The organism is Nocardioides plantarum, from assembly GCF_006346395.1.
Taxonomy (GTDB): domain Bacteria; phylum Actinomycetota; class Actinomycetes; order Propionibacteriales; family Nocardioidaceae; genus Nocardioides; species Nocardioides plantarum.
Genome location: NZ_VDMS01000001.1, coordinates 1,850,782 through 1,874,609, shown reverse-complemented (window position 1 = coordinate 1,874,609; position 23,828 = coordinate 1,850,782). Strand labels below are relative to the sequence as shown.

At 73.7% G+C, this 23,828-nt stretch carries 22 protein-coding genes and 2 riboswitches; of the genes, 11 read left to right on the top strand and 11 right to left on the bottom strand.

Annotation, left to right across the window (positions count from 1 at the left end):
* Positions 1-7 precede the first annotated feature (7 nt).
* The 3 genes from FJQ56_RS08805 to FJQ56_RS08795 all read left to right on the top strand — a co-directional run bounded on the left by FJQ56_RS08805 (position 8) and on the right by FJQ56_RS08795 (position 3,275).
* Complete coding sequence (locus FJQ56_RS08805) at positions 8-1,225, top strand: hypothetical protein (RefSeq protein ID WP_140009013.1); 1,218 nt, start codon at positions 8-10, stop codon at positions 1,223-1,225.
* Positions 1,225-1,896: a peptidoglycan-binding domain-containing protein gene (locus tag FJQ56_RS08800; RefSeq protein WP_140009011.1), complete on the top strand. Its 672-nt coding sequence runs from the start codon at positions 1,225-1,227 to the stop codon at positions 1,894-1,896. Before FJQ56_RS08805 ends, FJQ56_RS08800 begins: the two co-directional genes overlap by 1 nt.
* A gap of 209 nt (positions 1,897-2,105) precedes the next feature.
* Positions 2,106-3,275, top strand: coding sequence for an MFS transporter (locus FJQ56_RS08795; RefSeq protein WP_140009009.1), 1,170 nt, complete (start codon positions 2,106-2,108; stop codon positions 3,273-3,275).
* A gap of 110 nt (positions 3,276-3,385) precedes the next feature.
* Here the strand turns inward: FJQ56_RS08795 and FJQ56_RS08790 are convergent, their stop codons facing one another.
* A complete protein-coding gene (locus FJQ56_RS08790) occupies positions 3,386-4,522 on the bottom strand; it encodes an MBL fold metallo-hydrolase (protein WP_140009007.1) in 1,137 nt (378 codons plus the stop codon).
* Positions 4,523-4,623: 101 nt separating this feature from the next.
* Between FJQ56_RS08790 and FJQ56_RS08785 the strand changes: the two genes are divergently transcribed.
* The 7 genes from FJQ56_RS08785 to FJQ56_RS08755 all read left to right on the top strand — a co-directional run bounded on the left by FJQ56_RS08785 (position 4,624) and on the right by FJQ56_RS08755 (position 13,880).
* The gene (locus FJQ56_RS08785; RefSeq protein ID WP_140009005.1) at positions 4,624-5,616 is read left to right on the top strand and encodes an aldo/keto reductase; all 993 of its coding nucleotides are present in this window, start codon (positions 4,624-4,626) and stop codon (positions 5,614-5,616) included.
* Between the two features lie 30 nt (positions 5,617-5,646).
* Positions 5,647-5,862: riboswitch (cobalamin riboswitch) on the top strand.
* 109 nt (positions 5,863-5,971) lie between these two features.
* On the top strand, positions 5,972-6,337 hold the full coding sequence (locus tag FJQ56_RS08780; protein ID WP_140009003.1) for a (2Fe-2S) ferredoxin domain-containing protein: 366 nt from the start codon (positions 5,972-5,974) through the stop codon (positions 6,335-6,337).
* Complete coding sequence (locus FJQ56_RS08775) at positions 6,334-6,969, top strand: (2Fe-2S)-binding protein (protein WP_140009001.1); 636 nt, start codon at positions 6,334-6,336, stop codon at positions 6,967-6,969. Before FJQ56_RS08780 ends, FJQ56_RS08775 begins: the two co-directional genes overlap by 4 nt.
* On the top strand, positions 6,969-10,634 hold the full coding sequence (cobN, locus tag FJQ56_RS08770; protein ID WP_140008999.1) for a cobaltochelatase subunit CobN: 3,666 nt from the start codon (positions 6,969-6,971) through the stop codon (positions 10,632-10,634). The genes FJQ56_RS08775 and cobN overlap by 1 nt, the downstream gene beginning before the upstream one ends.
* A gap of 1 nt (position 10,635) precedes the next feature.
* The gene (cobF, locus tag FJQ56_RS08765) at positions 10,636-11,484 is read left to right on the top strand and encodes a precorrin-6A synthase (deacetylating) (RefSeq protein WP_211350798.1); all 849 of its coding nucleotides are present in this window, start codon (positions 10,636-10,638) and stop codon (positions 11,482-11,484) included.
* 231 nt (positions 11,485-11,715) lie between these two features.
* A complete protein-coding gene (locus FJQ56_RS08760) occupies positions 11,716-13,110 on the top strand; it encodes a cobyric acid synthase (protein ID WP_140008997.1) in 1,395 nt (464 codons plus the stop codon).
* Positions 13,107-13,880, top strand: a complete 774-nt coding sequence (locus tag FJQ56_RS08755; protein WP_140008995.1) for a cobalt-precorrin-6A reductase — start codon at positions 13,107-13,109, stop codon at positions 13,878-13,880. The genes FJQ56_RS08760 and FJQ56_RS08755 overlap by 4 nt, the downstream gene beginning before the upstream one ends.
* Here the strand turns inward: FJQ56_RS08755 and FJQ56_RS08750 are convergent.
* Positions 13,783-14,688, bottom strand: a complete 906-nt coding sequence (locus FJQ56_RS08750) for a cobalamin biosynthesis protein (protein WP_140008993.1) — start codon at positions 14,686-14,688, stop codon at positions 13,783-13,785. The genes FJQ56_RS08755 and FJQ56_RS08750 overlap by 98 nt on opposite strands.
* A gap of 2 nt (positions 14,689-14,690) precedes the next feature.
* On the opposite strand from FJQ56_RS08750, the gene FJQ56_RS08745 reads away from it, so the two are divergent.
* Positions 14,691-15,206, top strand: coding sequence for a bifunctional adenosylcobinamide kinase/adenosylcobinamide-phosphate guanylyltransferase (locus FJQ56_RS08745; protein ID WP_140008991.1), 516 nt, complete (start codon positions 14,691-14,693; stop codon positions 15,204-15,206).
* A 5-nt stretch (positions 15,207-15,211) separates the two neighbouring features.
* Here FJQ56_RS08745 and FJQ56_RS08740 read toward each other — a convergent pair whose 3' ends face one another.
* The 9 genes from FJQ56_RS08740 to FJQ56_RS08705 form a co-directional block, all read right to left on the bottom strand.
* Positions 15,212-15,910 (bottom strand): adenosylcobinamide-GDP ribazoletransferase, encoded by a 699-nt coding sequence (locus FJQ56_RS08740; protein ID WP_140008989.1) that lies wholly within the window; start codon positions 15,908-15,910, stop codon positions 15,212-15,214.
* Complete coding sequence (gene cobT / locus FJQ56_RS08735) at positions 15,907-16,926, bottom strand: nicotinate-nucleotide--dimethylbenzimidazole phosphoribosyltransferase (protein ID WP_140008987.1); 1,020 nt, start codon at positions 16,924-16,926, stop codon at positions 15,907-15,909. Before cobT ends, FJQ56_RS08740 begins: the two co-directional genes overlap by 4 nt.
* On the bottom strand, positions 16,923-17,699 hold the full coding sequence (locus tag FJQ56_RS08730; protein ID WP_140008985.1) for a CbtA family protein: 777 nt from the start codon (positions 17,697-17,699) through the stop codon (positions 16,923-16,925). Before FJQ56_RS08730 ends, cobT begins: the two co-directional genes overlap by 4 nt.
* 1 nt (position 17,700) lies before the next feature.
* Positions 17,701-17,892: a CbtB domain-containing protein gene (locus FJQ56_RS08725; RefSeq protein ID WP_140008983.1), complete on the bottom strand. Its 192-nt coding sequence runs from the start codon at positions 17,890-17,892 to the stop codon at positions 17,701-17,703.
* A 150-nt stretch (positions 17,893-18,042) separates the two neighbouring features.
* A complete protein-coding gene (gene cobC, locus FJQ56_RS23105; RefSeq protein ID WP_246084046.1) occupies positions 18,043-19,038 on the bottom strand; it encodes an Rv2231c family histidinol phosphate aminotransferase CobC in 996 nt (331 codons plus the stop codon).
* On the bottom strand, positions 19,031-20,374 hold the full coding sequence (locus FJQ56_RS23100; protein ID WP_246084045.1) for a cobyrinic acid a,c-diamide synthase CobB: 1,344 nt from the start codon (positions 20,372-20,374) through the stop codon (positions 19,031-19,033). The genes cobC and FJQ56_RS23100 overlap by 8 nt, the downstream gene beginning before the upstream one ends.
* Positions 20,368-20,982 (bottom strand): cob(I)yrinic acid a,c-diamide adenosyltransferase, encoded by a 615-nt coding sequence (gene cobO, locus FJQ56_RS08715; protein ID WP_140008981.1) that lies wholly within the window; start codon positions 20,980-20,982, stop codon positions 20,368-20,370. Before cobO ends, FJQ56_RS23100 begins: the two co-directional genes overlap by 7 nt.
* Positions 20,982-21,620, bottom strand: a complete 639-nt coding sequence (bluB, locus tag FJQ56_RS08710; RefSeq protein ID WP_140008979.1) for a 5,6-dimethylbenzimidazole synthase — start codon at positions 21,618-21,620, stop codon at positions 20,982-20,984. The genes cobO and bluB overlap by 1 nt, the downstream gene beginning before the upstream one ends.
* Positions 21,617-23,659 carry a VWA domain-containing protein gene (locus FJQ56_RS08705; RefSeq protein ID WP_140008977.1) on the bottom strand — a complete coding sequence of 681 codons (2,043 nt, stop codon included), beginning with the start codon at positions 23,657-23,659 and terminating at the stop codon, positions 21,617-21,619. Before FJQ56_RS08705 ends, bluB begins: the two co-directional genes overlap by 4 nt.
* Positions 23,660-23,682: 23 nt before the next feature.
* Positions 23,683-23,827: riboswitch (cobalamin riboswitch) on the bottom strand.
* Position 23,828: the final 1 nt, after the last annotated feature.

Sequence of the window (23,828 nt, the reverse complement as noted above, 5' to 3'; positions counted from 1 at the left end):
TTGAGAGATGTTCAGGCGCAACGTGCTCCCTCAGGTGCTCTCCAGCGTCGAGGTGATGGACGCCGAGCTTCGGGTGGCGGCAGCCGGTGAGCTCACCCCGGAACAGCTCGCGGCCATGGACGGGGTGCGGGTATCGCTGGAACGCGCGCGTGGCACGGCAGCCGGGACGGTGAAGCTCGACGGCTGGCCCGCCAACTGGTGGCGCGGCACGCAGATCGAGTCCGCCTACCACTACCTCCACGCCGCCCGCGTCGCGATCATCGACGTGTACGACGACGACGGCCTGGCAGCAGAGGTGCCGAGAGCGGTCGCACGAGTCCAGAGCGCACTTCGTCGTGACGACCCGCGCCGCCTGGGAGCCGACGCCTTCACCGGCAAGGATCCTCGTGCCGTTCGCGCGATCCTGCGTCGGCTCGTCGAGGACGGCTACGAAGCGACCGACGAGCAGCACCAGCGACTTCGCAGCTTCCGCAACATCACCCTGTTGGCCGCCGCAGCCGTCGCGCTGGCCATGGCCCTCACCCTCGTCGTGGTGTACCTGAAGCCGGCGCTGGTCCCTCTCTGCTTCGTGACGGACGCACCCGACAGCACCCTGAGCACAGCGGTCGCGACCACAGCCTGCCCCTCCGCGAACGACGCGAACGGACCCACCGGAGCCGACATCCTCATCGTCGCCCTGATGGGACTGCTCGGAGGGCTGCTGTCCGCGGTCTTCAGCCTGCGCAACCTCCGTGGCACCTCGACCCCCTACGACGCGCCCGTCGCGCTCGCCATCCTGAAGGCCCCTCTCGGCGCCCTGACGGCGGTCACCGGCCTGGTGCTCGTGCACGGCGAGTTCATCCCGGGCCTGTCGGCCCTCGACTCCCAGGGGCAGATCCTCGCCTACGCGTTCCTCTTCGGGGCCGGTCAGCAGATCTTCACCCGGCTCGTCGACCAGAAGGCGCAGAGCATTCTCGACGGGATGTCCTCCAAGGACCCCGAGACTCCCTCCGGCGAGCCGGTGGCCCCGTCGCCGGACCAGCCTGCGGACCCCACTCAGCCGCCGACCACCGCGACCACACCACCTCTCGGTGGTGGGCAGGACGTCATGGGCGAACCCGGCCCGTTCGACGAGACCCCCGAGGACGACCTCAGGGACAACCCCGTGGCCGACGGCGAGGGCGAGCCCGTCCAGGATGACGGCACCGAGGTCGACGGAGACGTGCCGGAGAGGGACCACACCTGATGCGTACCTTCGAACAGGCCAAGGCCTACGCCATCAGCCAGCACCACCAGCCCTCGCGCGACTGGTACCGCTGGTGCCAGGTGTTCTCCCGCCAGTGCGTCGGCGCCCCCGGATTCGGCGCCTCGGCACGCCTCGCCTTCAACTCGATCCCCCCACGGTCCAAGCACGTCACCATGCCCCCACCGCCGGGATCGATCGCCTACTACGGCTCCGGGACCAGCGGCTCGGGCCACGCCGTGTTCGCCGTCGAGGGCGGGTTCGTGTGGTCCACCGACATCCTGCGCCGAGGCAAGATCGACCGGGTCCGGTGGGACGTCTTCCAGACGAAGTGGAACCTGCGCTACCGCGGATGGATCGAGGCCTGCCCGAGCGGCGCCCTCCCCGTCACTCTCAGGGCCAGCACCCGCCCCGGCTACAAGCAGAACCGCAAGGTCTACCGGAGCAAGATGCACCTGTACCAGGCCGACTCCGACAGCGTCTGGAACCTCCAGCTCGCGCTGATGGCCAGGGGCTACTCCATCGGGGCCGGGCCCACCGGGACCTTCGGGATCCACACCATGGTCGCGTGCGCCGCCTTTCAGGGCTCACGCGGCTGGAAGGCTCGCAGGGCCGACGGCATACCCGGCGCGGAGACCATCCGCCAGCTGGGACTCGTCTGGGTCGACAGGTGATCGGACGCCGAGCCGGCATGTTTCCGAGGGGCAGGGCGTTGGCCCCCTCGTGGGTCCGCACCGGGACCTGCTCACGCGCTGCAGCAGCCACGGCCGGCTAGACACCCCGATGCCGTGGCGGCGACAGGTCGATCACGGGAAGCCCCATGTCATCTCCATCAGCACCACCTGCCGACGGTCTCGAGCACGACCGACCCCAGAGCCAGCGCATGACCCGCAGCAGGACGTTGCTGTTCGCCGTCGCCGGGGCCGCGGCGGTGGGCAACCTCTACTGGGCACAACCGTTGCTCGACGAGATCGCCGGCTCCCTGGACGTTCCGACGGCCTTGGCCGGGCTCCTCGTGACGGTGACCCAGGTCGGGTACGCCGTGGGGATCTTCCTGCTGGTCCCGCTCGGCGACGTGCTCAATCGCAAGCGGCTCATCCCGCTGGTCATGGCGGTCTCCGGTCTGGCGCTCGGCGGCGCTGCGGTCGCGCCCAGCTGGGCCACCCTCTTCGTGGCCCTGCTGCTGGTGGGCTCCACGGCCGTGGGGGCCCAGCTGCTGATCCCCCTGGCCAGCGAGCTGGCCGATCCGGCGGAGCGTGGGCGGGTGGTCGGCACCATCGCCTCCGGCGCACTGGTCGGGATCCTGCTGTCGCGCACCGTCAGCGGGATCGTCGCCGACCTGCTCGGCTGGCGCGCCATCTACGTCATCGCCGCGGTGGTCTCCTGGGCGCTGGCCCTGACGATGGCCCGGGTCATCCCCGCGCTCCCGGCGCGGCCCGCCATCTCCTACGCCTCGTTGCTGCGGTCGGTCTTCACGGCCATCGCCAGTCGACGAGCCGTGCCGGTCACCCTGGTGCTCGGGGCGGCGACGTTCGGCACCTTCACCTTGTTCTGGACCGCGCTGACCTTCCTGCTCACGGCCCCGCCGTTCTCCTACTCGCTCTCCACCATCGGCCTCGTCGGGCTCGCGGGCCTGGCCGGCGCCCTGATCGCCCAACGCGCTGGGCGGCTGCACGACCGCGGCCTGTCCGTGCCGGTCGCGGGGGCGGCCCTGGTCCTGGGCATCGCCTCGCTCGCGCTGGCCGCCGTGGGCAGCGACTCGATCGTCGTGCTCCTCATCGCCATCGTCGCGTTCGACGTCGCCGTCCAGGCGACCATGGTCCTGAGCCAGACCCGGTTGCTGAGCATCGACCCAGCGGCGCGCAGCCGGATGAACACCGCCTTCATCACCAGCAACTTCATCGGCGGAGCGATCGGCTCCGCGGCAGCCGGGCTGCTCTGGCACGTCGGTGGCTGGAACGCCGTCCTCATCGGTGGCGTCGCCGCCCTGAGCATCGCCCTGCTCGTGTGGGGCCTCAACCGACAGGCGCTCCGCGTCCCCGCCGGTCGCTGACGCCCTGCGGCGTCATGACGGCGGAGGTGCCGACGTACTCCGTCAACCTCGTCGACGACGGTCGCGTCGGCCGGGCATCCCACGGCCGCGGACCGTGTCGTGGGCCCAGGTCACCAGGTGGTGACGCAGATCGTTCCGCACTCCCAGGTGCTCGGGTGGCACGCGCTCGAGTGGCGGAGTTCGTGGAGTCTGTTCTTGCCCTGGTGCTTCGAGCCGCTCTGGCAGATGCAGAGGTCGGCCGCCGGAAGCCGCGAGGCGTGCGCGACATGGGACCCGTGGTGGGGAGCGAGCATGACCCCGTAGTGGCCCGCGAGCGCGAACTCCGGTCGGGTCTCGGTCACCACCGCGCGAAGCGCGGTCCCCTCGATGTCCCCGAAGACGATGAACTGGTCGTCGACCGAGAGCACGAGGCTGAAGTAGTTGTCGAGGCCGTCCAGCTTGGCGACCAATCGGCGGAACTCGGCGCGGTGCTTCTCGGGCACGTGGTCCAGGTCGACGTCCTCGTCGTCGTCCTGGTCGAGATCTGCCTCGTCCTCAGGATCGACGGGTTCCTCCTCCGATCGCGGGTCCGCATCGTGTGGAACGGCCTCGATGGCGTCCGGTTGGTCCTCGAACTCCTCCCAGGCGCCGTAGGCCTCCTCGAACTGGTCACGGAGCTTCGTGTATCCGTCGGCGGCCATGTCGTCGGCGAGGTCGAGAACCTCTCGGATCGCTGCCGCGTACTTCTTGCCTCGCGTGACGTCGACCTGCCTCGGGGGCCAATGGACGCGCCACTGGCGACCGTTCGCGTCGAAGACGTCACCGCGGTAGAGCGGAACGGCGCTGACACTGCCGACCTGCTCCCACGCGGTCTTCAGCCTGACGAGATTGAGGGGGTCGTCGTCACGCGTCGAGATCAGCGCCATCAGGCCCGCCCGGGCCTGCCTGGCCGACACGCGCTCGCCGAGGTCGGGCATCCCGGGATAGCGGAGGGTGATGGCCTTCCTCGCCGTCTCGCGGGCGCCGTAGAAGTCGGCGAGCTCGAGCAGACCATGCCAGTGGTCGGTGTCGAAGTGGGTCACGACGATCGTGTCCAGGTCCGTGAGTCGTCCGCCCAGATGAGCGGCAGCCGCGACGCCGGGCGTGGTGACCACCTTGGAATGAGGGTGTGTCCCGCAGTCGATGATCGTGAGCTCCCCGCGATCAGGGACGTAGCTCTCCACCGCGGTGCACGCGCCGTCACCGACGTTGATGACGTCAATTCGCATGGGTGTGACCGTAGTGGAGCGCCGGCCCGAGCGTCCTGGCCAGGAGCGCCCCACACGAGAGCCAGGTCTCGAGGGACGACCGTCCCTGGTAGGACTGGCCCATGGAGCAACGCACGCTGGGACGCACCGGTCGGGAGGTGTCGGTCCTCGGGCTCGGCACCTGGCAGCTCGGCGCCGACTGGGGCGAGGTGAGCGAGGCCGACGCCCATGCCGTCCTCGAGGCCGCGGTCGAGGCCGGGGTGACCTTCTTCGACACCGCCGACGTCTACGGCGACGGGCGCAGCGAGCAGGTGATCGGCTCGTTCCTCGCCGCGCGCCCCGACGCCGGGGTGACGGTCGCGACCAAGATGGGCCGCCGCGCCGAGCAGCAGCTCGCGAGCTACACCCCCGCGGCCTTCCGGGAGTGGACCGACCGCTCGCGCCGCAACCTCGGGGTCGACACCCTCGACCTGGTGCAGCTGCACTGCCCGCCGACCGAGGTGATCGAGGCCGACGCGACCTACGCGGCGCTCGACGCGCTGGTCGAGTCCGGCGCGATCGCGGCGTACGGCGTCAGCGTCGAGACGGTCGACCAGGCCCTCGCGGCGATCGCGCGGCCGGGGGTCGCGTCGGTGCAGATCATCCTCAACGCCTTCCGGCTCAAGCCGCTCGACCGGGTGCTGCCCGCGGCCATCGACGCCGGGGTCGGCATCGTCGCCCGGGTGCCGCTGGCCTCCGGCCTGCTCTCGGGGCGGTACGACGCCACGACGACGTTCGCCGACGACGACCACCGCACGTTCAACCGCGACGGCTCGGCGTTCGACGTGGGCGAGACGTTCTCGGGCGTCGACTTCGCCACCGGTGTCGAGGCCGCGCAGGAGTTCAGCCGCCTGGTCGCCGCCGCCGACCTCGGCCTGACGCCGGCCCAGGCCGCGCTCGCCTGGGTGGCCCAGCAGCCGGGCGTCACCACCGTGATCCCGGGGGCGCGCGACGCCGCCCAGGCCCGCGCCAACGCGGCGGCCGGCGAGGCCGCGCCGCTGCCGGCGCCGCTCCTCGACGGGGTCCGCGAGCTCTACGAGCGCCACTTCGCGGCGGTGATCGGCTCGCGCTGGTAGCACCCGGCCCCCGGTCGGCGCCGCGGGTCTATGCTCGGGGACGCAGCTGGTGCTGCCTGGCACGCCATGTCAGGACGCCGAAAGAGGGAACCCGGTGTGATTCCGGGACTGCCCCGCAGCGGTGAGTGGGAACGAACGCCGTCATCAAGCACTGGGTCGCACGTGACCTGGGAAGCGACGGCCAGTAGGTGGGCGAGGTGGCCCGTGCCCATGAGTCCGAATACCTGCCAGCGCACCGCGGACGACTCGTCCGCGGTGGTCCGAGACCTCGTGGGTGGGTCAGGGGGCACGGGCTGATCCCCTGTCTTCGCTGCCGCGTCCCGTCCCGGGCACCCACGGGACGAGGGAGACGCGGATGGCAGCGAGCGAGCAGCCCCTGACGTGCGCGAGCACACCACGGCTGACGGTCATGCTGTGCCGCGACTGCTGCTGCGGGAGCGGGACCAAGCACCCGGCCACCGACCACGCGGCGCAGCGGGCCGCGATCGAGGAGCTGGCGACCGACGAGGTGCGCGTGCGGACCGTCGACTGCCTCGACGAGTGCGACCGCAGCAACGTCGTCCTGGTGCGCGACCACCGGTTGCCACGCCGCGAGCGCGACACCTGGATCGGCGGCGTCCTCGAGCCCCGGCTCACCGAGTCGCTGTGCGACTGGGTCGAGAACGGCGGCCCGCTCCCGGCGGCGCTGCGGGCCCGACAGTTCCGGCTGGTGCGCCGGTGAGGGCCGCGAGCGCGGCCGAGGTCGAGCGGGCCCTGGCCGACGTCGATGCCTGGGCGCCCGACCTGCACCCCGACGACCGCTACGTCACGGTCGCCGACCTCGTCGGCTCCGGGCTCGCCGGGCGGGTCACCTCCCGCCTGCGCGGCGCACCGGACCGGGTGGGCGTCTCGGCGGTCTCGATGGGGGTGCCGTCGCGGCTGTGGTCGCTGACCGTCGTCCCGGCGGTGCGCCACGGCGTGGTCGTCGACCCCGCCGTGCTCTGCGCCCGCGACGACGGCGGGTCCGTGCTGCTCGGGGTGCGTGAGGCCCGTGGCCACGCCGACGTCACCGCGGACGACGTCCACGCGATCGTCATGGCGGTGCTCGAGCCGCTCGTCGCCGCCCTCCCGCTGTCGCCCCGGCTCCACTGGGGCAACGTCGCCGCCAGCCTGAGCGCCGTCCCACGGGTGCACGGCCTGCGGGCCGACGAGCCGCTGGTCGCCGACCTCCTGGCGCGCGCCCCCCTGGCCGGCCTGCTCGACGGGGCGCGCCGGCGTACCTGCTGCCTGTTCTACCTCGCCCCGGGCGCCGGACTCTGCGGCGACTGCTCCCTCGACCACGTCCCGACCGCCACCCGAGAGAAGTCCGTCTGATGCGCATCGCCCTGCTCTCCACCTCCGACACCGACCTGCTGTCGGCCCGGGCCGCCAACGCCCGGGGCGCCGACTACGTCTTCGCCAACCCCGCGCGACCGGGCCACCAGTCGATGGCCGCCACGATCGAGGGCTGCGACCTGGTGCTCGGCCGGATCCTCGGCTCGCCGCAGGACCTCTGCACCGGCTTCGCCCGGATCAAGCAGACCGGCATGCCGATGGTCGTGCTGGGCGGCGAGCAGCAGCCGAGCGCCGAGCTGATGGAGCTGTCGTCGGTGCCGATGGGCGTCGCGGCCGAGGCCCACCGCTACCTGGCCGAGGGTGGCCCGGACAACCTCGCCCAGCTGCACGCGTTCCTCTCCGACACCGTGCTGCTGACCGGCGAGGGCTTCGAGGCGCCGGCGCCGATCCCCAGCTGGGGTTGGGCGGAGAGGGTCTCGACAGGCTCGACCGCCGAGGGGGGCTCGACCACCGAGGGGGGCTCGACCACTGACCTGCCGAAGGTCGGGATCCTCTACTACCGGGCCCACCAGGCCAGCGGCAACACCGCGTTCGTGCACGACCTCGCCGACGCGATCGACGCGACCGGCACCGCCGTCGGCGTCCCGGTGTACGCCGGATCCCTGCGCTCGGCCCCCGACGAGCTCTACGCCGCGCTCGGCGGGCTCGACGCGCTCATCGTCACGGTGCTCGCCGCCGGGGGCAGCACCCCGGCCGGCGTGAGCGCCGGCGGCGACGACGAGGCGTGGGACGTCGAGCGGATGGCCGCGCTCGACATCCCCATCCTGCAAGGGCTCTGCCTGACCAGCAGCCGCGCCGAGTGGGAGGCCTCCGACGACGGGGTGACCCCGATGGACTCCGCGACGCAGATCGCGATCCCGGAGTTCGACGGCCGCATCATCACGGTGCCGTTCTCGTTCAAGGAGATCGACGCCGACGGCCTGCCGCGTTACGTCGCCGACCCCGAGCGCTGCGACCGCGTGGCCCGGATCGCGGTCAACCACGCCCGTCTGCGTCGTACGCCGCCCGCCGAGCGCAAGGTGGCGCTGATGCTGTCGGCGTACCCCACCAAGCACAGCCGGGTCGGCAACGCCGTCGGCCTCGACACCCCGGTCTCGACGGTGCGGCTGCTGCGGCGGATGCGCGACGCGGGCTACGACCTGGGCGCGCCGGGCGAGATCCCCGGCCTGGACCTGCCGGACGACACCGAGGCCGGCGACGCGCTCATCCACGCCCTCATCGCCGCGGGCGGCCAGGACGAGGAGTGGCTGACCAGCGCCCAGCTCACCGACGCCCACGTGCGCGTCACCAAGGCGCAGTACGACGCCTGGACGGCCGACCTGCCGGCCGACCTCAAGGCCCACATCGTCGAGGCGTGGGGCGAGTCGCCCGGCGAGCTCTTTGTCAACGACGCCGGCGAGATCGTGCTCGCCACCATCCAGGCCGGCAACGTGGTGCTGCTGATCCAGCCGCCGCGCGGCTTCGGCGAGAACCCGATCGCGATCTACCACGACCCCGACCTCGCGGTCACCCACCACTACCTCGCCGCCTACCGCTGGCTACGCGCCCAGCCCGACGATGGAGGCTTCGGCGCCCACGCCGTGGTCCACCTCGGCAAGCACGGGTCGATGGAGTGGCTGCCCGGCAAGAACGCCGCCCTGTCGGCCTCCTGCGCGACCGACGCGGCGATCGCCGACCTGCCGCTGGTCTACCCGTTCCTGGTCAACGACCCGGGCGAGGGCGCACAGGCCAAGCGCCGCGCGCACGCCACCATCGTCGACCACCTGATCCCGCCGATGGCCCGCGCCGAGTCGTACGGCGACATTGCCCGGCTCGAGCAGCTGCTCGACGAGCACGCCAACATCGCCGCGATGGACCCGGCCAAGCTGCCCGCCATCCGTGGGGAGATCTGGCAGCTGATGCACGCCGCCGAGATGCACCGCGACCTCGGCCTCGAGGAGCAGCCCGACGACGAGTCGTTCGACGACTTCATCATGCACGTCGACGGCTGGCTCTGCGAGATCAAGGACGCCCAGATCCGCGACGGCCTCCACGTGCTCGGCCAGGCCCCCGCGGGCGAGCAGCGGGTCAACCTGGTGCTGGCGATCCTGCGTGCCTCGCAGGTCTTCGGCGGCCAGCAGGCGGCGGTGCCCGGGCTGCGGGCGGCGCTGGGCCTCAAGGTCTCGACAGGCTCGACCACCGACGGGCCGGCCTTGGCGGCCGTCGACGAGATCGAGGAGCGGGCCAAGGCGCTCGTGCAGCACATGGACGAGGCGGACTGGTCCGTGGAGGCCGCCGTCACCGCGCACGACGACCCCGAGGTCCAGCGGGTGCTGGCCTTCGCCGCCACCCAGGTCGTGCCGCGCCTGGCCCGCACGACCGACGAGCTCGACGCGGTGCTGCACGCGCTCGACGGCGGGTTCGTCCCGGCCGGGCCCTCGGGCTCGCCGCTGCGCGGGCTGGTCAACGTGCTGCCGACGGGGCGCAACTTCTACACCGTCGACCCCCGCGCGATCCCCTCGCGGCTGGCCTGGCAGACCGGCGCCGCGATGGCGGAGTCCCTGGTGCAGCGCTACCTCGACGACGCCGGCGAGTACCCCGCCTCCGTGGGCCTCTCGGTCTGGGGCACCTCGGCGATGCGCACCTCCGGCGACGACGTGGCCGAGGTGCTCGCCCTGCTCGGCGTACGGCCGGAGTGGGACGAGGCGTCGCGCCGGGTCAGCGACCTGCGGGTCGTCCCGCTCGAGGAGCTGGGGCGCCCGCGCATCGACGTGACGGTGCGGATCTCCGGCTTCTTCCGCGACGCCTTCCCGCACGTCGTCGCCATGCTCGACGACGCCGTCCAGCTGGTTGCCGCGCTCGAGGAGCCGCTCGAGCACAACTTCGTGCGTGCCCACATGCTGCGCGACCTGGCCGAGCACGGCGACGAGCGCCGGGCGACCACGCGGATCTTCGGGTCCAAGCCGGGCTCGTACGGTGCCGGCATCCTGCAGGTCGTCGAGTCCGGGTCGTGGCGCGACGACAAGGACCTGGCCGAGGTGTACACGGCCTGGGGCGGGTTCGCCTACGGCCGCGGCCTCGACGGCGCGCCGGCCTCGGAGGACATGACCGCCAACTACAAGCGGATCAAGGTCGCGGCCAAGAACATCGACACCCGCGAGCACGACATCGCCGACAGCGACGACTACTTCCAGTACCACGGCGGGATGATCGCGACCGTCCGCGCGCTGACCGGCGCCGACCCCAAGGCCTACGTCGGCGACTCGACCACCCCCGACGCCGTCCGCACCCGCACGCTGCAGGAGGAGACCAACCGCGTCTTCCGGGCCCGCGTGATCAACCCGCGCTGGATCGGCGCGATGCAGCGCCACGGCTACAAGGGCGCCTTCGAGCTCGCCGCGACGGTCGACTACCTCTTCGGCTTCGACGCGACGGCGGGCGTGGTGCACGACTGGATGTACGAGTCGCTGGCCAAGGAGTACGTGCTCGACGAGACCAACCAGGAGTTCATGAGGAAGTCGAACCCCTGGGCGCTGCGCGGCATCGTGGAGAAGCTGCACGAGGCCGCCGACCGCGGGCTGTGGACCGAGCCCGACGCCGACGTGATGGCCGCGATGCAGCAGGTCTACCTCGAGCTCGAGGGCGACCTGGAGGACCGCGACTGACATGGCCGAGAGTGCCTGGGTCTCGACAAGCTCGACCACCGAGGGCTCGACCACCGAGGGCTCGGTGATCGAGCCTGTCGAGATCCGCAAGCGGGTCCGGGTCATCGGGGTCGGCCCCGGCGACCCCGACCAGGTGACCGTCGAGGCGCTGCACGCGATGCGCGGCGTCGCCTTCTTCGTGGTCTCCGACAAGTCGCCGCGCGGCGGCATGCCCGACCCGCTCGTCGCGGCGCGCGGCCGGCTCCTCGAGCGCCACCTGGACCACGAGCCGGTCGTCGTACGGATCGAGGACCCGGCGCGCGAGCGGCGTCCGGAGCGCACCGGCACCCAACAGGAGTACGCCGCCGCCGTCGAGGCCTGGCACGACGCGCGGTCCGCGGCGTACGAGGAGGCGCTGCTGGCGCACGAGGGCGACGCGGGCTTCCTGGTGTGGGGCGACCCGGCGTTCTACGACTCCACGATCCGCATCCTCGAGCGGGTGGCCAGGCGCGGGCGGCTCGACCTCGACCTCGACGTGATCCCGGGTGTCTCCAGCCTCCAGCTGCTGGCCGCTCGCCACCGCATCGTGCTGCACGAGGTCGGCGAGCCGCTCCACGTCACCACCGGGCGCCGGCTGCGCGAGGCCGTCGAGTCGGGCCAGGACAACGTCGTGGTGATGCTCAACCGGCTGATCGAGCTCGACGGCCTCGAGGACTGGCAGATCTGGTGGGGCGCCAACCTCGGCACGGCCTCGGAGGAGCTCGTGGCGGGGCGGGTGGGTGACGTGCTCGGCGCGATCGACGCGGCGCGCGAGCGGGCCCGCGACGCCGCCGGCTGGGTGATGGACGTCTACCTGCTGCGGCGGGCGTGATGCTGCGGTCAGGTGGTCTCGAGACGGCCGCGGGCGGCCTCCTCGACCACCGAGTGGTGACGTCCACGCCGGTCGAGGTGCGAGGAGCCCTGGCGACGAGCCTCGAGACCACTGCAGCCGGGGGACCGACATGAGCGGCCTCCTCGACCACCGAGTGGTGACGTCCACGCCGGTCGAGGTGCGAGGAGCCCTGGCGACGAGCCTCGAGACCACCGCAGCCGGAGGACCGACATGAGCGGCCTCCTCATCGCCGGCACCACGTCGGACGCCGGCAAGTCGATCGTCACCACCGGCCTGTGCCGGGCCCTGTCCGACCGCGGCGTCCGCGTCGCGCCCTACAAGGCGCAGAACATGTCCAACAACTCGATGGTCGTCGCTGCCGCCGACGGCAGCACCGGCGAGATGGGGCGCGCCCAGTGGATCCAGGCGGTGGCGGCCCGCGCCACCCCCGAGGTCGCGATGAACCCGGTGCTGCTCAAGCCCGGCGGCGAGCGGCGCAGCCACGTCGTGCTCCTCGGACAGCCCGCGGGACACGTCGAGGCCACCGACTTCGTGCACGGCCGGCGGCACCTCGCGGCCGCCGCCCACGCGGCGTACGACGACCTCGCGGCACGCTACGACGTCGTGGTCGCGGAGGGCGCGGGGAGTCCGGCGGAGGTCAACCTGCGCGCCAGCGACTACGTCAACATGGGTCTGGCCCAGCACGCACGCCTGCCCACGGTCGTGGTCGGCGACATCGACCGCGGGGGCGTGTTCGCCGCGTTCGTCGGCACCCTCGCACTGCTCGACGACAGCGACGCCGCCCTGCTGGCGGGGTGGGTCGTCAACAAGTTCCGCGGCGACCTCGGCCTGCTGCAGCCCGGCCTCGACGAGCTCGTACGCCGCACCGGCCGCCCGGTGCACGGCGTGCTGCCGTGGAACCCCGACCTGTGGCTCGACAGCGAGGACGCGCTCGACCTCGAGGCGAGGCAGTCGCGTGACGGCGCCCCCGACACCCGGCGGGTCGCGGTCGTCCGGCTGCCACGGATCAGCAACTTCACCGACGTCGACGCGCTGGGCCTCGAGCCCGACCTCGACGTGGTGCTCGCCTCGACGACCCGGGCGCTGGCCGGCGCCGACCTGATCGTGCTGCCGGGCACCCGCTCCACGATCAGCGACCTGGCGTGGCTGCGCGAGCGAGGCCTCGCCGACGCCGTACGACGCCACGCGGCCGACGGTCGCCCGGTGCTCGGCATCTGCGGCGGCGCCCAGATGCTCGGGCGCACCATCGCGGACCCGCTCGGGGTCGAGGGCCCGCCCACGACGGTCGAGGGCCTGGGCCTGCTCGACCAGACCACCGAGTTCGGCCCCGACAAGGTGCTGCGGGTCCACGAGCCCGCTGGCTACGAGATCCACCACGGGCGGGTGCGCGGCGAGCACGAGCGCGGCCACGTCACCGCCACGATGGTGCACGGACGTCTCGAGGACGACGCCCACCGCGACGCGTTCCTCCAGCAGGCACTGGGGATCCGCTCCCGTACGTCGTTCCCCGCCGCGCGCGAGCGTCGGCTCGCGCTGCTCGGGGCGCTCGTCGAGGAGCACCTCGACGTCGACGCGCTGCTGACGCTCGCCCTGGAGGGCCGATGAGGGTCCTGGTGCTCGGCGGCACCGCCGAGGCCCGGGACCTGGCCGCCCGCCTGGTCGAGGCCGGGGACGAGGTGGTGACCTCGCTCGCCGGCCGGGTCGCCCGGCCGCGGCTGCCCGTCGGCGAGGTGCGCAGTGGCGGCTTCGGTGGCGTGGAGGGGCTGCGTGCCGCCGCCGCCGACTTCGACGCCGTGCTCGACGCCACCCACCCGTTCGCGGCGGGCATCTCGGCCAACGCCGCGGCCGCCTGCACCGACGTACCGCTGCTCCGGCTGCAACGGCCCGGCTGGGCCGATCCGTCGGGCCGATGGCACTGGGTCGACGACCACGACGACGCGGCCGCCTGCGCGTCGGCCCTGGGACGCCGACCGTTCGTCACCGTGGGTCGCCAGGAGCTGCACCGCTTCGTGCCCGCGCTGGGCTCCCTCGCCGTGCTGGCCCGCGTCGTCGACCCGCCCGAGATCGACGTACCCGCGGCGTGGACGATCCGGCTCGACCGCGGGCCCTACGACCTCGACGGTGAGCTGGCGGTGATGCGCGAGCACCGCGCCGACGTGCTGGTCACCAAGGACTCCGGCGGCGACCACACCTTTCCCAAGATGCGCGCCGCCGAGCGGTTGGGGGTGCCGGTCGTCGTCGTACGCCGCCCGGCGGCGCCGGCGGGGGTCGAGACCGTCAGCGACGTCGACGCCGTGCTGACCTGGCTGCGGCCCCGGCGCACACCACCAGCGCAGCCAGGTCGACCCGTCGTGCCAGCGCCCGGGCCCGGGTGATGTCGTGAGCCGTCGGCGCCCGTCCGTCGCCCAGCACCGGTCGCTGCTCGGTGCGCGTGGCGTAGACCGTCTCCCCACCCAGCCGTACGCCGAGCGCGCCGGCGAACGCCGCCTCGACCGGGCCGGCGTTGGGGCTGGGGTGTGCGCCGGCGTCGCGGCGCCAGGCGCGCAGGGCGCCGCGGGGATCGCCGCCGAGCACCACCGCGAGGGCCGCCGCCAGTCGGGCGCCCGGCACGTTGAGCACGTCGTCGAGCCGGGCGGCGGCCCAGCCGAACTGCTCGTAGCGCTCGGTGTGGTGGCCGACCATCGCGTCGAGGGTGTTGGCAGCGCGGTAGGCCAGCAGCCCCGGGGCCCCGGCGAGCGCGCCCCACACGAGCGCGGCGACGACGGCGTCGGAGGTGTTCTCGGCGACCGACTCGATGACGGCCCGGGCGACGCCCGCCTCGTCGAGCACGCTGGTGTCGCGGCCGACCAGGTGCGTCAGGCGCAGGCGCGCGTCGTCGAGCCGGTCGGCCAGCAGCAGGCCCTCGACGGCAGCCGCCTCGCGGTCGAGGGAGCGGCCCCCCAGCACGGCCCAGGCGGCCACCGCGGTGGTGACGGTGCTGCGGTCGAGCGCGCGGCCCACCAGCGCCGCACCACCGACGAGCACCACCACGTGACGCACCCCAGGGCTGCGACGATCGGCCCAGCCGGCCTGCTCGAGGCGGGTGGCGAGCCGGCCGAACCCGGCCACGGGGTGGAAGCGGCGCGGGTCGCCGAGGAGCCGGTCGGCGGCGTACCCCAGCACGAGAGCGAGAGGACGGTTCATCGATGAGGGTCCTGGTGACCGGGGGCGTGCGCTCCGGCAAGTCCCGCCACGCCGAGGGCCTGGTGTCGGGCCTGGTGTCCGGCCTGGTGCGCTACGTCGCGCCGGGTCCGCAGCGTGACGACGCCGACTGGGCAGCGCGCATCGCGGCCCACCGTGCGCGGCGACCGCCGGAGTGGGAGACCGTCGAGACCCGGGACCTGGCCGCGGCCCTCGCGACGGACCGTCCGGTGCTGGTCGACTGCCTCGGCACCTGGTTGACCGGCGTCATCGACGAGGCCGGCCGGTGGGACGACCCCCAGGACGTGCTGGCGCCGTGGGTGGACGGCCTGGTCGACCACGCCGTCGCGGCGATGCGGGGCGACGTCGTGCTGGTGACCAACGAGGTCGGGCTCGGGGTGGTGCCCGAGCACCGCTCGGGCCGGCTCTTCCGCGACCTGCTCGGCTCGGTCAACCAGCGGTTCGGCGCGGCCTGCGACGAGGTGCACCTCGTCGTCGCCGGCCGGGTGCTCAGGCTCTAAGGGCTCTAGAGCCACGACAGCCCCAGCAGCAGCGCGGCGAGCGCGACCTCGATCGACGCACCCATCACGTCGCCGGTCACCCCGCCGAAGCGCGTCGTGCACCGTCTGACCAGCGCCACCACGAGCAGCGCGGGCACGACCCCGAGGAGCACGCCCCCGACGACGGCCACCGGGGTCGGCACCGTCGAGGTGAACGCCACGCCGAGACCGTCCGGTCGCGCTGCCGGCACCGGCGCCGCGCACACGAGCCACAGGGCGCAGCGCGACAGGCAGACGAGCCCGCCGGCCAGCACCGCCCCGCCCCACCCGTCGACGTACGCCGACAGCGCCGCCGCCTGCAGGCCGAGCACCACCACGACCGCGACGACCCCGGCGGGCCCGGCGGTGCCGGACTTCATCACCGCCAACGAGCGCTCGCGGTCGTAGGAGGCCGTCAGCCCGTCGGCGACGTCGGAGAGCCCGTCCCAGTGCAGCGCCCGGCTGCCGGTGGCCAGGAGTCCGATCGCGAGCACGGCGACGGCGAGGGGCGGCAGGTCGGTCAGCCCGCCGACCCACATGACCAGGCCGACGCCGCCCCCCAGTGGGAGGACGGCGAGTGGCGCCAGCAGCATCGCCGCACGCGTGGTCGACCGGTCGACACGTCGGGGCGCGCCGACCGGCACCGCGGTCAGCGTGCCGACCGACAGCCGCCACCCGTCGATCAAGCCATGAGCTCCGACAGCAGTGCCACGTCGCGCAGCAGCGCGGCGGCACTGCGCACGAGCGGGACCGCCGCGACCGCGCCGCTGCCCTCGCCGAGCCGCAGGCCCAGGTCGAGCAGGGGCTCGAGGCCGAGCTTGTCGAGCGCGAGCGACTGGGCCGGCTCGGTGGAGCGGTGTCCGGCGGCGTACCAGGCGGCGGCGCCGGGGGAGATGCGGTCGGCGGTGAGCGCGCAGGCCACGGACATCAGCCCGTCGAGCAGCACGGGCACCCCGGCCTCGGCGGCCGCGACCAGGTAGCCGGTGGTGGCGGCCAGGTCGGCGCTGCCGAGGGCGGTGAGCGTGTCGACCGGGTCGAGCACCCGGTCACCGGCCCGGGCGAGGGCCGCCGCGACGACGGTCCGCTTGCGCTCCAGACCGGCGTCGTCGACGCCGGTGCCGCGGCCGACCACGTCCTCGGCCGGTACGCCGAGCCCGGCGGCCACCAGGGCGGCGGCGGGCGTGGTGTTGCCGATGCCCATGTCGCCGGTCAGCAGCAGGCGTGCACCGGCCGCGATCTCCTCGGCGGCGACCGCGCGCCCCGCCTCGAGCGCCGTACGGGTCTCGTCGGGGGTGAGGGCGTCCTGGAGATGGATCGCGCCGGAGCCACGGCGGACCTTGCGGGCGCGCACCTCGTCGGGCACCCCGATCAGGTCGTCGTCGACGCCCAGGTCGAGCACCCGCACGGTCACGCCGTGCGCCGCCGCGAGGGCCGAGACCCCGGCGCGGCCGGCGACGAACGTGCGCACCATCGCGGTGGTGATCTCGGCCGGGAATGCACTCACGCCGTGGGCGGCGACGCCGTGGTCACCGGCGAAGATCACCAGCCGCACGTGGTCGACGGGCGGCGGCGGCACCGCGCCCTGCGTCGCCGACCACCAGACCGCGAGGTCGCCGAGACGCCCCAGGGCGCCGGGCGGGGTGGCCAGCCCGGCGAGTCGGGCGGCCGCGGCGCGGCGTACGTCGGGGGCGGGGGGCCTCACAGGCTGGCGGCGAACGCGCGCCGGTCAGCCACGGCCCGGTCCTGCGCCGCGAGCCGGTCGACGGCGAGGGCGAGGCCGATGCCGATCACGGACCACATGGCGGCCAGGGTCAGCAGCGACGAGACGCGGAACGCCCACAGCGTGTCACCCGGGAAGTCGCCGACCTCGTCGACCGTCGGCAGCAGCACGACCGCGAGCGAGACCAGGGCGACGTAGCCCACCAGGGCCAGGACGCAGGCGCGCAGCCCACCGAGCCGGGGTGCGGCGGCCCGGGCGGCGAGCACCGCGGCGACCGCGACGACCACCGAGATCAGGACCAGGGCGAAGTAGGAGCTGGAGCGCGTCCCGATCGTGTCGGGGTTGCCGACCGCGGGTGGGTTGGCGGGGTACTTCAGGAACGGCACGAGGCTGTAGCTGACGAACCCGATGGCCGCGACGACGGCGGTCGACTGCACCGGGCTGAGCCGGCCCAGGCGCCCGGCCGCCATGGCGGCCAGCAGGGCGACGAAGCCGCCGAGCACGGTGCCGAGGGGGAGGGTGCCGGTCAGCAGGCCCCAGGTGCTCTGGTTGGCCCGGCTGACGACCGGACCGGCGTCCTCCTCGGAGGAGCCGGAGTGGTCGGCGGGAGCGGCGTCCGCGGCGGCATTGGCCTCCTCGAGCGCGATGGCCGTGTCGACGTGGGGCTCACCGACCTGGTGGGCGACGAGGAAGGCAGCGAAGCCGGACAGTAGGCCGACCAGCAGCCCCCTGACCAGGAAGTTGCGGGCGGTCACCTCAGTGGCAGGGGTAGCCGAGGAGGTGGCGCGCGTCGTGGACCCACTCGTGGGTCGCGGCGTTCTGGTCGGCGCCGACGAAGAAGAGCACGACGACCGCGAGCAGCGCGAAGAAGACGGCCCACGGGCCGAGGTCGGTCAGCGGGACGGTCGGGATCTCGGCGATCTCGGGAGTGGCAGCGGTCTGGGCCATGAGGGTCCTCCTGAAGGGATGAGTGCGTCCCTGTCGAATGGGTGGATACGGACCTTCGGGTCTGACTTCCGCCCGTTCCGACTGCTCGGAAGGGCGGTCACAGTAGCGCGACTGTGCCGGATTCTCACCGGCTTCCTCGTGCCCGCAGGCTCACCCTAGGGCATCGCGCAGGGCAGTGAGCAAGACATCCACGACCGGCTCGGGACGCACCGCGATCCGCACCCAGGTCGCGTCGAGCCCGGGGAACGTGTCGGCCCGTCGTACGGCGATGCCGGCACGCCGCAGCCGCTCGTGGACGCCCACCCCGACCCGGGCGAGCACGAAGCTCGATGCGCTCGGCACGTGGTCGACGCGGAGGCCGGTCAGCCCGTGCTCGAGATGGCTCCGCCAGTCCGCGATCAGCCCGGCGCGCCGGCGGGACTCCTCGTCGGCGACGGGCGAAGCAAGAGCAGTGCTCGCAGCGATGGCCGTCGTGGAGACCGACCAGGGCACCTGCGCGCGTCGCAGCTCGACGATCAGGACCGGGTCGCCGACGACGTAGCCCGCGCGGACACCGGGGATCGTCCAGTGCTTCGTCAGGCTCCGGATGACGAGAGCACCGCTCTCACCGAGCACGGACTCGGCCTGGCCGGGCACGGTGTCCATGAAGGCCTCGTCGACGACGAGCAGTCGGCCAGGGGCCCGCAGGGCCAGGACGGCGTCACGGGCGTGGAGGACGCCGGTGGGGTTGGTCGGGTTGCCGAGCACGACCAGGTCGGCGTCGCCGGGCACGAGTGCCGGGTCGAGGGTGAAGGGGTGGGGGAGTCGCGCCTGGGTGACCCGGTGGCCGGCCTGCTCGAGGGCGGCGTGCGGCTCGGTGAACTGCGGGTGCACCACGACCGGGCGCCGCCACGGCCGTCGCGCGACGAGCGAGAAGGCCTCGGCCGCCCCGGCGGTCAGCAGGACCCGGTCGACCTCGACCCCGTGGTGGGCCGCGACGGCGGCCTCGGCGGCCCGGGGGGCGGGATAGCTGCCGACGTCGTCAAGGCTGGCCCGCAGTGCGTCGTCGAGCCACGCCGGTCGCGGTCCGGGGAACACGTTGACCGCGAAGTCCACCAGGCCGTTGCCCGCCTCGACGTCACCGTGGTGGCGGAGCGGGTCATCCACGGGCGTGGACGGCGTCGGCGAAGCGCTGGGCGAGGTGGGGGTGGCCGGCCCAGTGCGTGTGGACGTAGGACGCGTGCAGCGTCGCGCTGCCGAAGCCGACCGCCTCGCCGTCGACGACCCACGTGGGGTCGAGCCCGGTCACCGGCTCGACGGTCGTGTGGTGGAACTCGTGGCCGGTGACATGCTCCCCGGCGCGGCTCAGCAGCCCGTCGGCGGGTGCGGTGACGGTCGGGTAGCGCAGGGTCAGCCCGACCATCCGGGCCTCGGCGTCGATCGCGCCGACCATCGGGGTCTGGTCGAGCGTGCGGCACAGGTAGAGCAGGCCGCCACACTCCGCCACGGTCGGTACGCCGTCAGCCACGGCATCCCGCACCGCCGCGAGCAGCGGGGTGTTGGCCGACAGGGCGGCGGCGTGCTCCTCGGGGAACCCGCCACCCAGCACCAGGCCGGCGGTACCGGCCGGCAGGGCGTGGTCGACGAGCGGGTCGAAGGGCACGACCTCGCAGCCGGCGGCCGCGAGGAGCTCGGTGGTCTCGGCGTAGCGGAACGTGAACGCCCGGCCGGTGGCCACCGCGACGACCGGCCGTCGCCCCGACGGTGCGGTGACGGCGCTCGACGGGTCCCACGCCGACGTGTCCAGGTCGGGCGCCGACCCGGCCACGGCCAGCACCGCGTCGAGGTCGACGCTCTCGGTGACCCGCTCGGCGAGGGCATCGACGAGAGCAGTGCTCTCGTCGCGCTCGGCGGCGGTGACCAGGCCGAGGTGACGCGAGGGCGTGGCGAGGGATGCGTCGCGCGGGATCGTGCCGAGGACGGGGACCCGCACCGACGACGCGACCTCGGCCGCGTGCCGCGGGGAGCCGGCCTGGTTGAGGATCACGCCCGCGACGCGCACGGTCGGGTCGTAGGTCGCCAGCCCGTGCACCACGGCGCCGACGGTGCGCGAGGACCGCGAGATGTCGACGACCAGGACGATCGGCGAGCGGGTCAGGGCCGCGACGTGGGCGGTGGAGGAGAAGCCGTCGGTGCCGATGCGGCCGTCGTACAGGCCCATCACGCCCTCGACGACCGCGACGTCGGCGGGGGCGGGCGTCCGGGCGCCGTGCAGCAGCAGCGGGATCACCCGGTCCTCGCCGACCAGGTGCGGGTCGAGGTTGCGTCCCGGTCGCCCGCACGCGAGCGCGTGGTAGCCGGGGTCGATGTAGTCGGGCCCGACCTTGTGGCCGCTGACCTCCAGCCCGCGGGCGCGCAGCGCCGCCATCAGGCCGGTGGCGACGGTGGTCTTGCCCTGGCCGGTGCCGGGTGCGGCGACGACGAGGCGGGGGAGCGCTACCACTCGATGCCCTTCTGGCCCTTCTGGCCGCGGTCCATCTGGTGCTTGACCTTGGTCATCTCGGTGACCAGGTCGGCGGCCTCGACGAGCGCGGGGTGGGCGCGGCGCCCGGTGACGACGACGTACTGGCGTCCGGGCCGGTGGGTGAGCGTGGAGACCACGTCGTCGACGTCGACCCAGCCCCACTGCATCGGATAGGTGAACTCGTCGAGCACGTAGAGGTCGTGGCGCTCCTCGGCAATCCGGCGCTTGACCTCGGCCCACCCCTCCGCGGCGTCACGGGCGTGGTCCTCGGCCTCGCCGGCTTTGCGCGACCACGACCAGCCCGAGCCCATCTTGTGCCACTCGACGGGGCCGCCCTCGCCAGTCTCGGCGTGCAGCTCGCCGAGCCGTTCGAGCACGGTCTGCTCGCCGATGCGCCACTTGGCGGACTTGACGAACTGGAAGACCCCGACGTCCCAGCCCTGGTTCCAGGCCCGGATCGCGAGCCCGAACGCGGCGGTCGACTTGCCCTTGCCGTCGCCGGTGTTGACCATCAGCAGCGGCTGGTTGCGCCGCTGCGCGGTGGTCAGTCCGTCGTCCGGCACGACGACCGGCTTCCCCTGCGGCATCAGCGCCTCCGCCCGTAGGCCTCGTGGTGGACCGCGTCGGCCAGCGGTCGGCGCTGACGCCAGCCGTGCCGCTCGAGGTCGGGTACGTCGTGGTGGTGCGAGACCGGACCGACGCAGAGCCACGCGATCGGCCGGACGCGCTCGGGAACGGCGAGCAGCTCGCGCAGGAAGGGCTCGCGGTAGAACGACACCCAGCCGACACCGAGGTCCTCGGCGGTGGCCGCGAGCCAGAGGTTCTGGATCGCCAGGCAGGTCGAGTAGAGGCCGGCGTCGTCGATCGCGTGCCGGCCGAGGACCTGCGGCCCGCCCCGGTCGGGGTCGTGGGTGACGACGATCCCCAGGGTGGCGTCCAGGACCCCCTCGACCCGGATCCGGTCGAAGGTCGCGGCGCGGTCGGGCGGCAGCGAGGCGGCGTACGTCGCGCGCTCGGCGGTGACGTGCTCGTGGAAGCGTGCGCGGGTGCGTCGGTCCTGCACGAGGACGAAGTCCCAGGGCTGGCTGTGTCCGACGCTGGGTGCGGCGTGCGCGGCTCCGAGCACGCGGGCGAGGACCTCGTCGGGCACCTCGGCACCGGTGAACTCCGCGCGGACGTCGCGACGGCGCTCGATGACGTCGTAGAGGCCGGGGGCGACGCTCATGCGGCGCGCACCGCACCGGCGAGGGCCTCGGCGGTGACCTCGCCGACGGGCACGTGCTGGGCTTGCAGGTGCTCGGCGAGCACCGCGGCCAGCCCGAGCCGCATCGCGCCGGCCTCGCAGTCGATGACGAGCGAGGCGACCCCCTCGGCGGCCAGGAGCCCCGCGGCGCGCTGGGACCGGGCGACCGCGTCGGCCCCGCTGGTCGCGCGACCGTCGGTGACCACGACGAGCAGCGGGCGGCGGCGTGGGTCGCGCACCCGCTCGAGCGCGAGGACGCGGTGTGCCTCGAGGAGGCCCTCGGCCAGCGGGGTACGGCCGCCGGCGGGCAGGCCGTCGAGACGACGCGCGGCGACGTCGACCGACCGCGTCGGAGGCAGGGCCAGCTCGGCGGCAGCCCCACGGAACGTCACCAGGCCGACCTTGTCGCGGCGCCGGTAGGCGTCGAGCAGCAGGCTGAGGATGGCGGTCTTGACCTGCTCCATGCGCTTGCGCGCGGCCATCGACCCCGACGCGTCGACGCAGAACAGCACCAGGTTGGCCTCCTGGCCCTCCCGGGTCGCGACGCGCAGGTCGCTGCCGTGGAATCGGAGCGGCCCGGTGGTGCGGCCGCGGACCGCCTGGTGGGGCGCCGCCGCACGCAGCGTCTCGAGCAGGTGGATCGGCCCCTGGCCGCCGCCGGTCGCTGAGGTCGCGCCGACCCGCCGACCCGACGACGTGATCGCCCGGCTGCGTCGACCTGCCTCGCCGGCCCCGGTGCCGTGCACGGTGAAGAGCCGGGCGCGGTAGGGCGTCCCGGCGGTTGCGTTGGTCTCGGACGGTGACCCCTCGGAGGAGGGCGCCCCCGCGTCGGTCGAGGAAGGCGTCTCCACGTCGGTCGAGGAAGGCGCCCCCACGTCGGTCGAGGAAGGCGCGCTAGCGCCTGTCTCGAGACCACCCTCACCGCCGTCGTCAGGCCCACCACCATCACCATCACCGTCGCCGCTATCACCGCCACCATCACCACCGGGCCCCGGCGGCTCCGGCTCCGGCTCGTCGTCGCCGAGGACCTCGTCGAGCAGGTCCTCGTCGAGACCGGGGGCGTCGAACGGGTTGCGCCGGCGTCGGTGGGGCAGCGAGAGACGGGCGGCGACGCGCACGTCCTCGAGCGTGACCGCGTCGCGGTCGTGCCAGGCGGCGTGCGCGACGGCGGTGCGGGCGGTGACGATGTCGGCGCGCATGCCGTCGACGTCGAAGGCCGCGCACAGCTCGGCGATCCGCAGCAGCATGTCGTCGCCCAGCGCGACCGACCCGACCCGGGCCTGTGCGGCGAGGATGCGCGCGGTGACGACGCGCTCGCCCTCGTCGTACGACGCCGCGAAGGTGACGGGGTCGGCGTCGAAGGCCATCCGGCGCCGGACGACCTCGACGCGCAGCGCCGGGTCGCGCGGTGCCCTGACCTCGACGGTGAGCCCGAACCGGTCGAGCAGCTGCGGGCGCAGCTCGCCCTCCTCGGGGTTCATGGTGCCGACCAGGACGAACCGTGCGTCGTGGGAGACCGAGACGCCGTCGCGCTCGACGGTCGAGCGCCCCATCGCGGCCGCGTCGAGCAGCAGGTCGACGAGGTGGTCGTGCAGCAGGTTGACCTCGTCGACGTAGAGGAGGCCACGGTGGGCCTTGGCGAGCAGGCCCGGCTCGTACTCGGCCTTGCCCTCGGAGAGGGCGCGCTCGAGGTGCAGCGAGCCGAGCACGCGGTCCTCGGTGGCCCCGACGGGCAGCTCGACGAGGCGGACCGGGCGGGTCTCGACGGCGGCGTCGGCGGCGTACGGCGCCCCGCCGGAGTCCGGCGACGACGAGCCCGGCGCCGCGGAGAACCGGTCGCCCGCCACCACGTCGATCGGCGGGAGGACCGCGGCCAGGGCGCGCACGATCGTCGACTTCGCGGTGCCCTTCTCGCCGCGCACCAGGACGCCGCCGATCTCGGGCGAGATGGTCGTCAGCACCAGGGCCAGGGACATGTCACCGGCGTCGACGACGGCGGAGAAGGGGTAGTGCTGTGGCATCGGAGGCTCCCGCTCGCTCGCCATGGAAAGGAAGCCTCGAGGCCGGTCTTCGGACTTCCCGGATCGTCGTGTCGTGCACGTCCGGGTCACCGCAGCGGGCCTGTGCCGGACTCTCACCGGCTTCCCAGATTCTCCCCAGGACGGGGCACCTCGGGGCTGTGCGGTCACG

Coding starts and splice junctions, on each gene's coding strand:
- FJQ56_RS08745 (WP_140008991.1), top strand. CDS start 14,691: ATGAGGGTCCTGGTGACCGGGGGCGTGCGCTCCGGCAAGTCCCGCCAC.
- FJQ56_RS08705 (WP_140008977.1), bottom strand. CDS start 23,659: ATGCCACAGCACTACCCCTTCTCCGCCGTCGTCGACGCCGGTGACATG.
- FJQ56_RS08755 (WP_140008995.1), top strand. CDS start 13,107: ATGAGGGTCCTGGTGCTCGGCGGCACCGCCGAGGCCCGGGACCTGGCC.
- FJQ56_RS08785 (WP_140009005.1), top strand. CDS start 4,624: ATGGAGCAACGCACGCTGGGACGCACCGGTCGGGAGGTGTCGGTCCTC.
- FJQ56_RS08725 (WP_140008983.1), bottom strand. CDS start 17,892: ATGGCCCAGACCGCTGCCACTCCCGAGATCGCCGAGATCCCGACCGTC.
- bluB (WP_140008979.1), bottom strand. CDS start 21,620: ATGAGCGTCGCCCCCGGCCTCTACGACGTCATCGAGCGCCGTCGCGAC.
- FJQ56_RS08780 (WP_140009003.1), top strand. CDS start 5,972: ATGGCAGCGAGCGAGCAGCCCCTGACGTGCGCGAGCACACCACGGCTG.
- FJQ56_RS08800 (WP_140009011.1), top strand. CDS start 1,225: ATGCGTACCTTCGAACAGGCCAAGGCCTACGCCATCAGCCAGCACCAC.
- FJQ56_RS08750 (WP_140008993.1), bottom strand. CDS start 14,688: ATGAACCGTCCTCTCGCTCTCGTGCTGGGGTACGCCGCCGACCGGCTC.
- cobO (WP_140008981.1), bottom strand. CDS start 20,982: ATGCCGCAGGGGAAGCCGGTCGTCGTGCCGGACGACGGACTGACCACC.
- cobF (WP_211350798.1), top strand. CDS start 10,636: ATGGCCGAGAGTGCCTGGGTCTCGACAAGCTCGACCACCGAGGGCTCG.
- FJQ56_RS08790 (WP_140009007.1), bottom strand. CDS start 4,522: ATGCGAATTGACGTCATCAACGTCGGTGACGGCGCGTGCACCGCGGTG.
- FJQ56_RS08795 (WP_140009009.1), top strand. CDS start 2,106: ATGACCCGCAGCAGGACGTTGCTGTTCGCCGTCGCCGGGGCCGCGGCG.
- cobN (WP_140008999.1), top strand. CDS start 6,969: ATGCGCATCGCCCTGCTCTCCACCTCCGACACCGACCTGCTGTCGGCC.
- FJQ56_RS08805 (WP_140009013.1), top strand. CDS start 8: ATGTTCAGGCGCAACGTGCTCCCTCAGGTGCTCTCCAGCGTCGAGGTG.
- FJQ56_RS08760 (WP_140008997.1), top strand. CDS start 11,716: ATGAGCGGCCTCCTCATCGCCGGCACCACGTCGGACGCCGGCAAGTCG.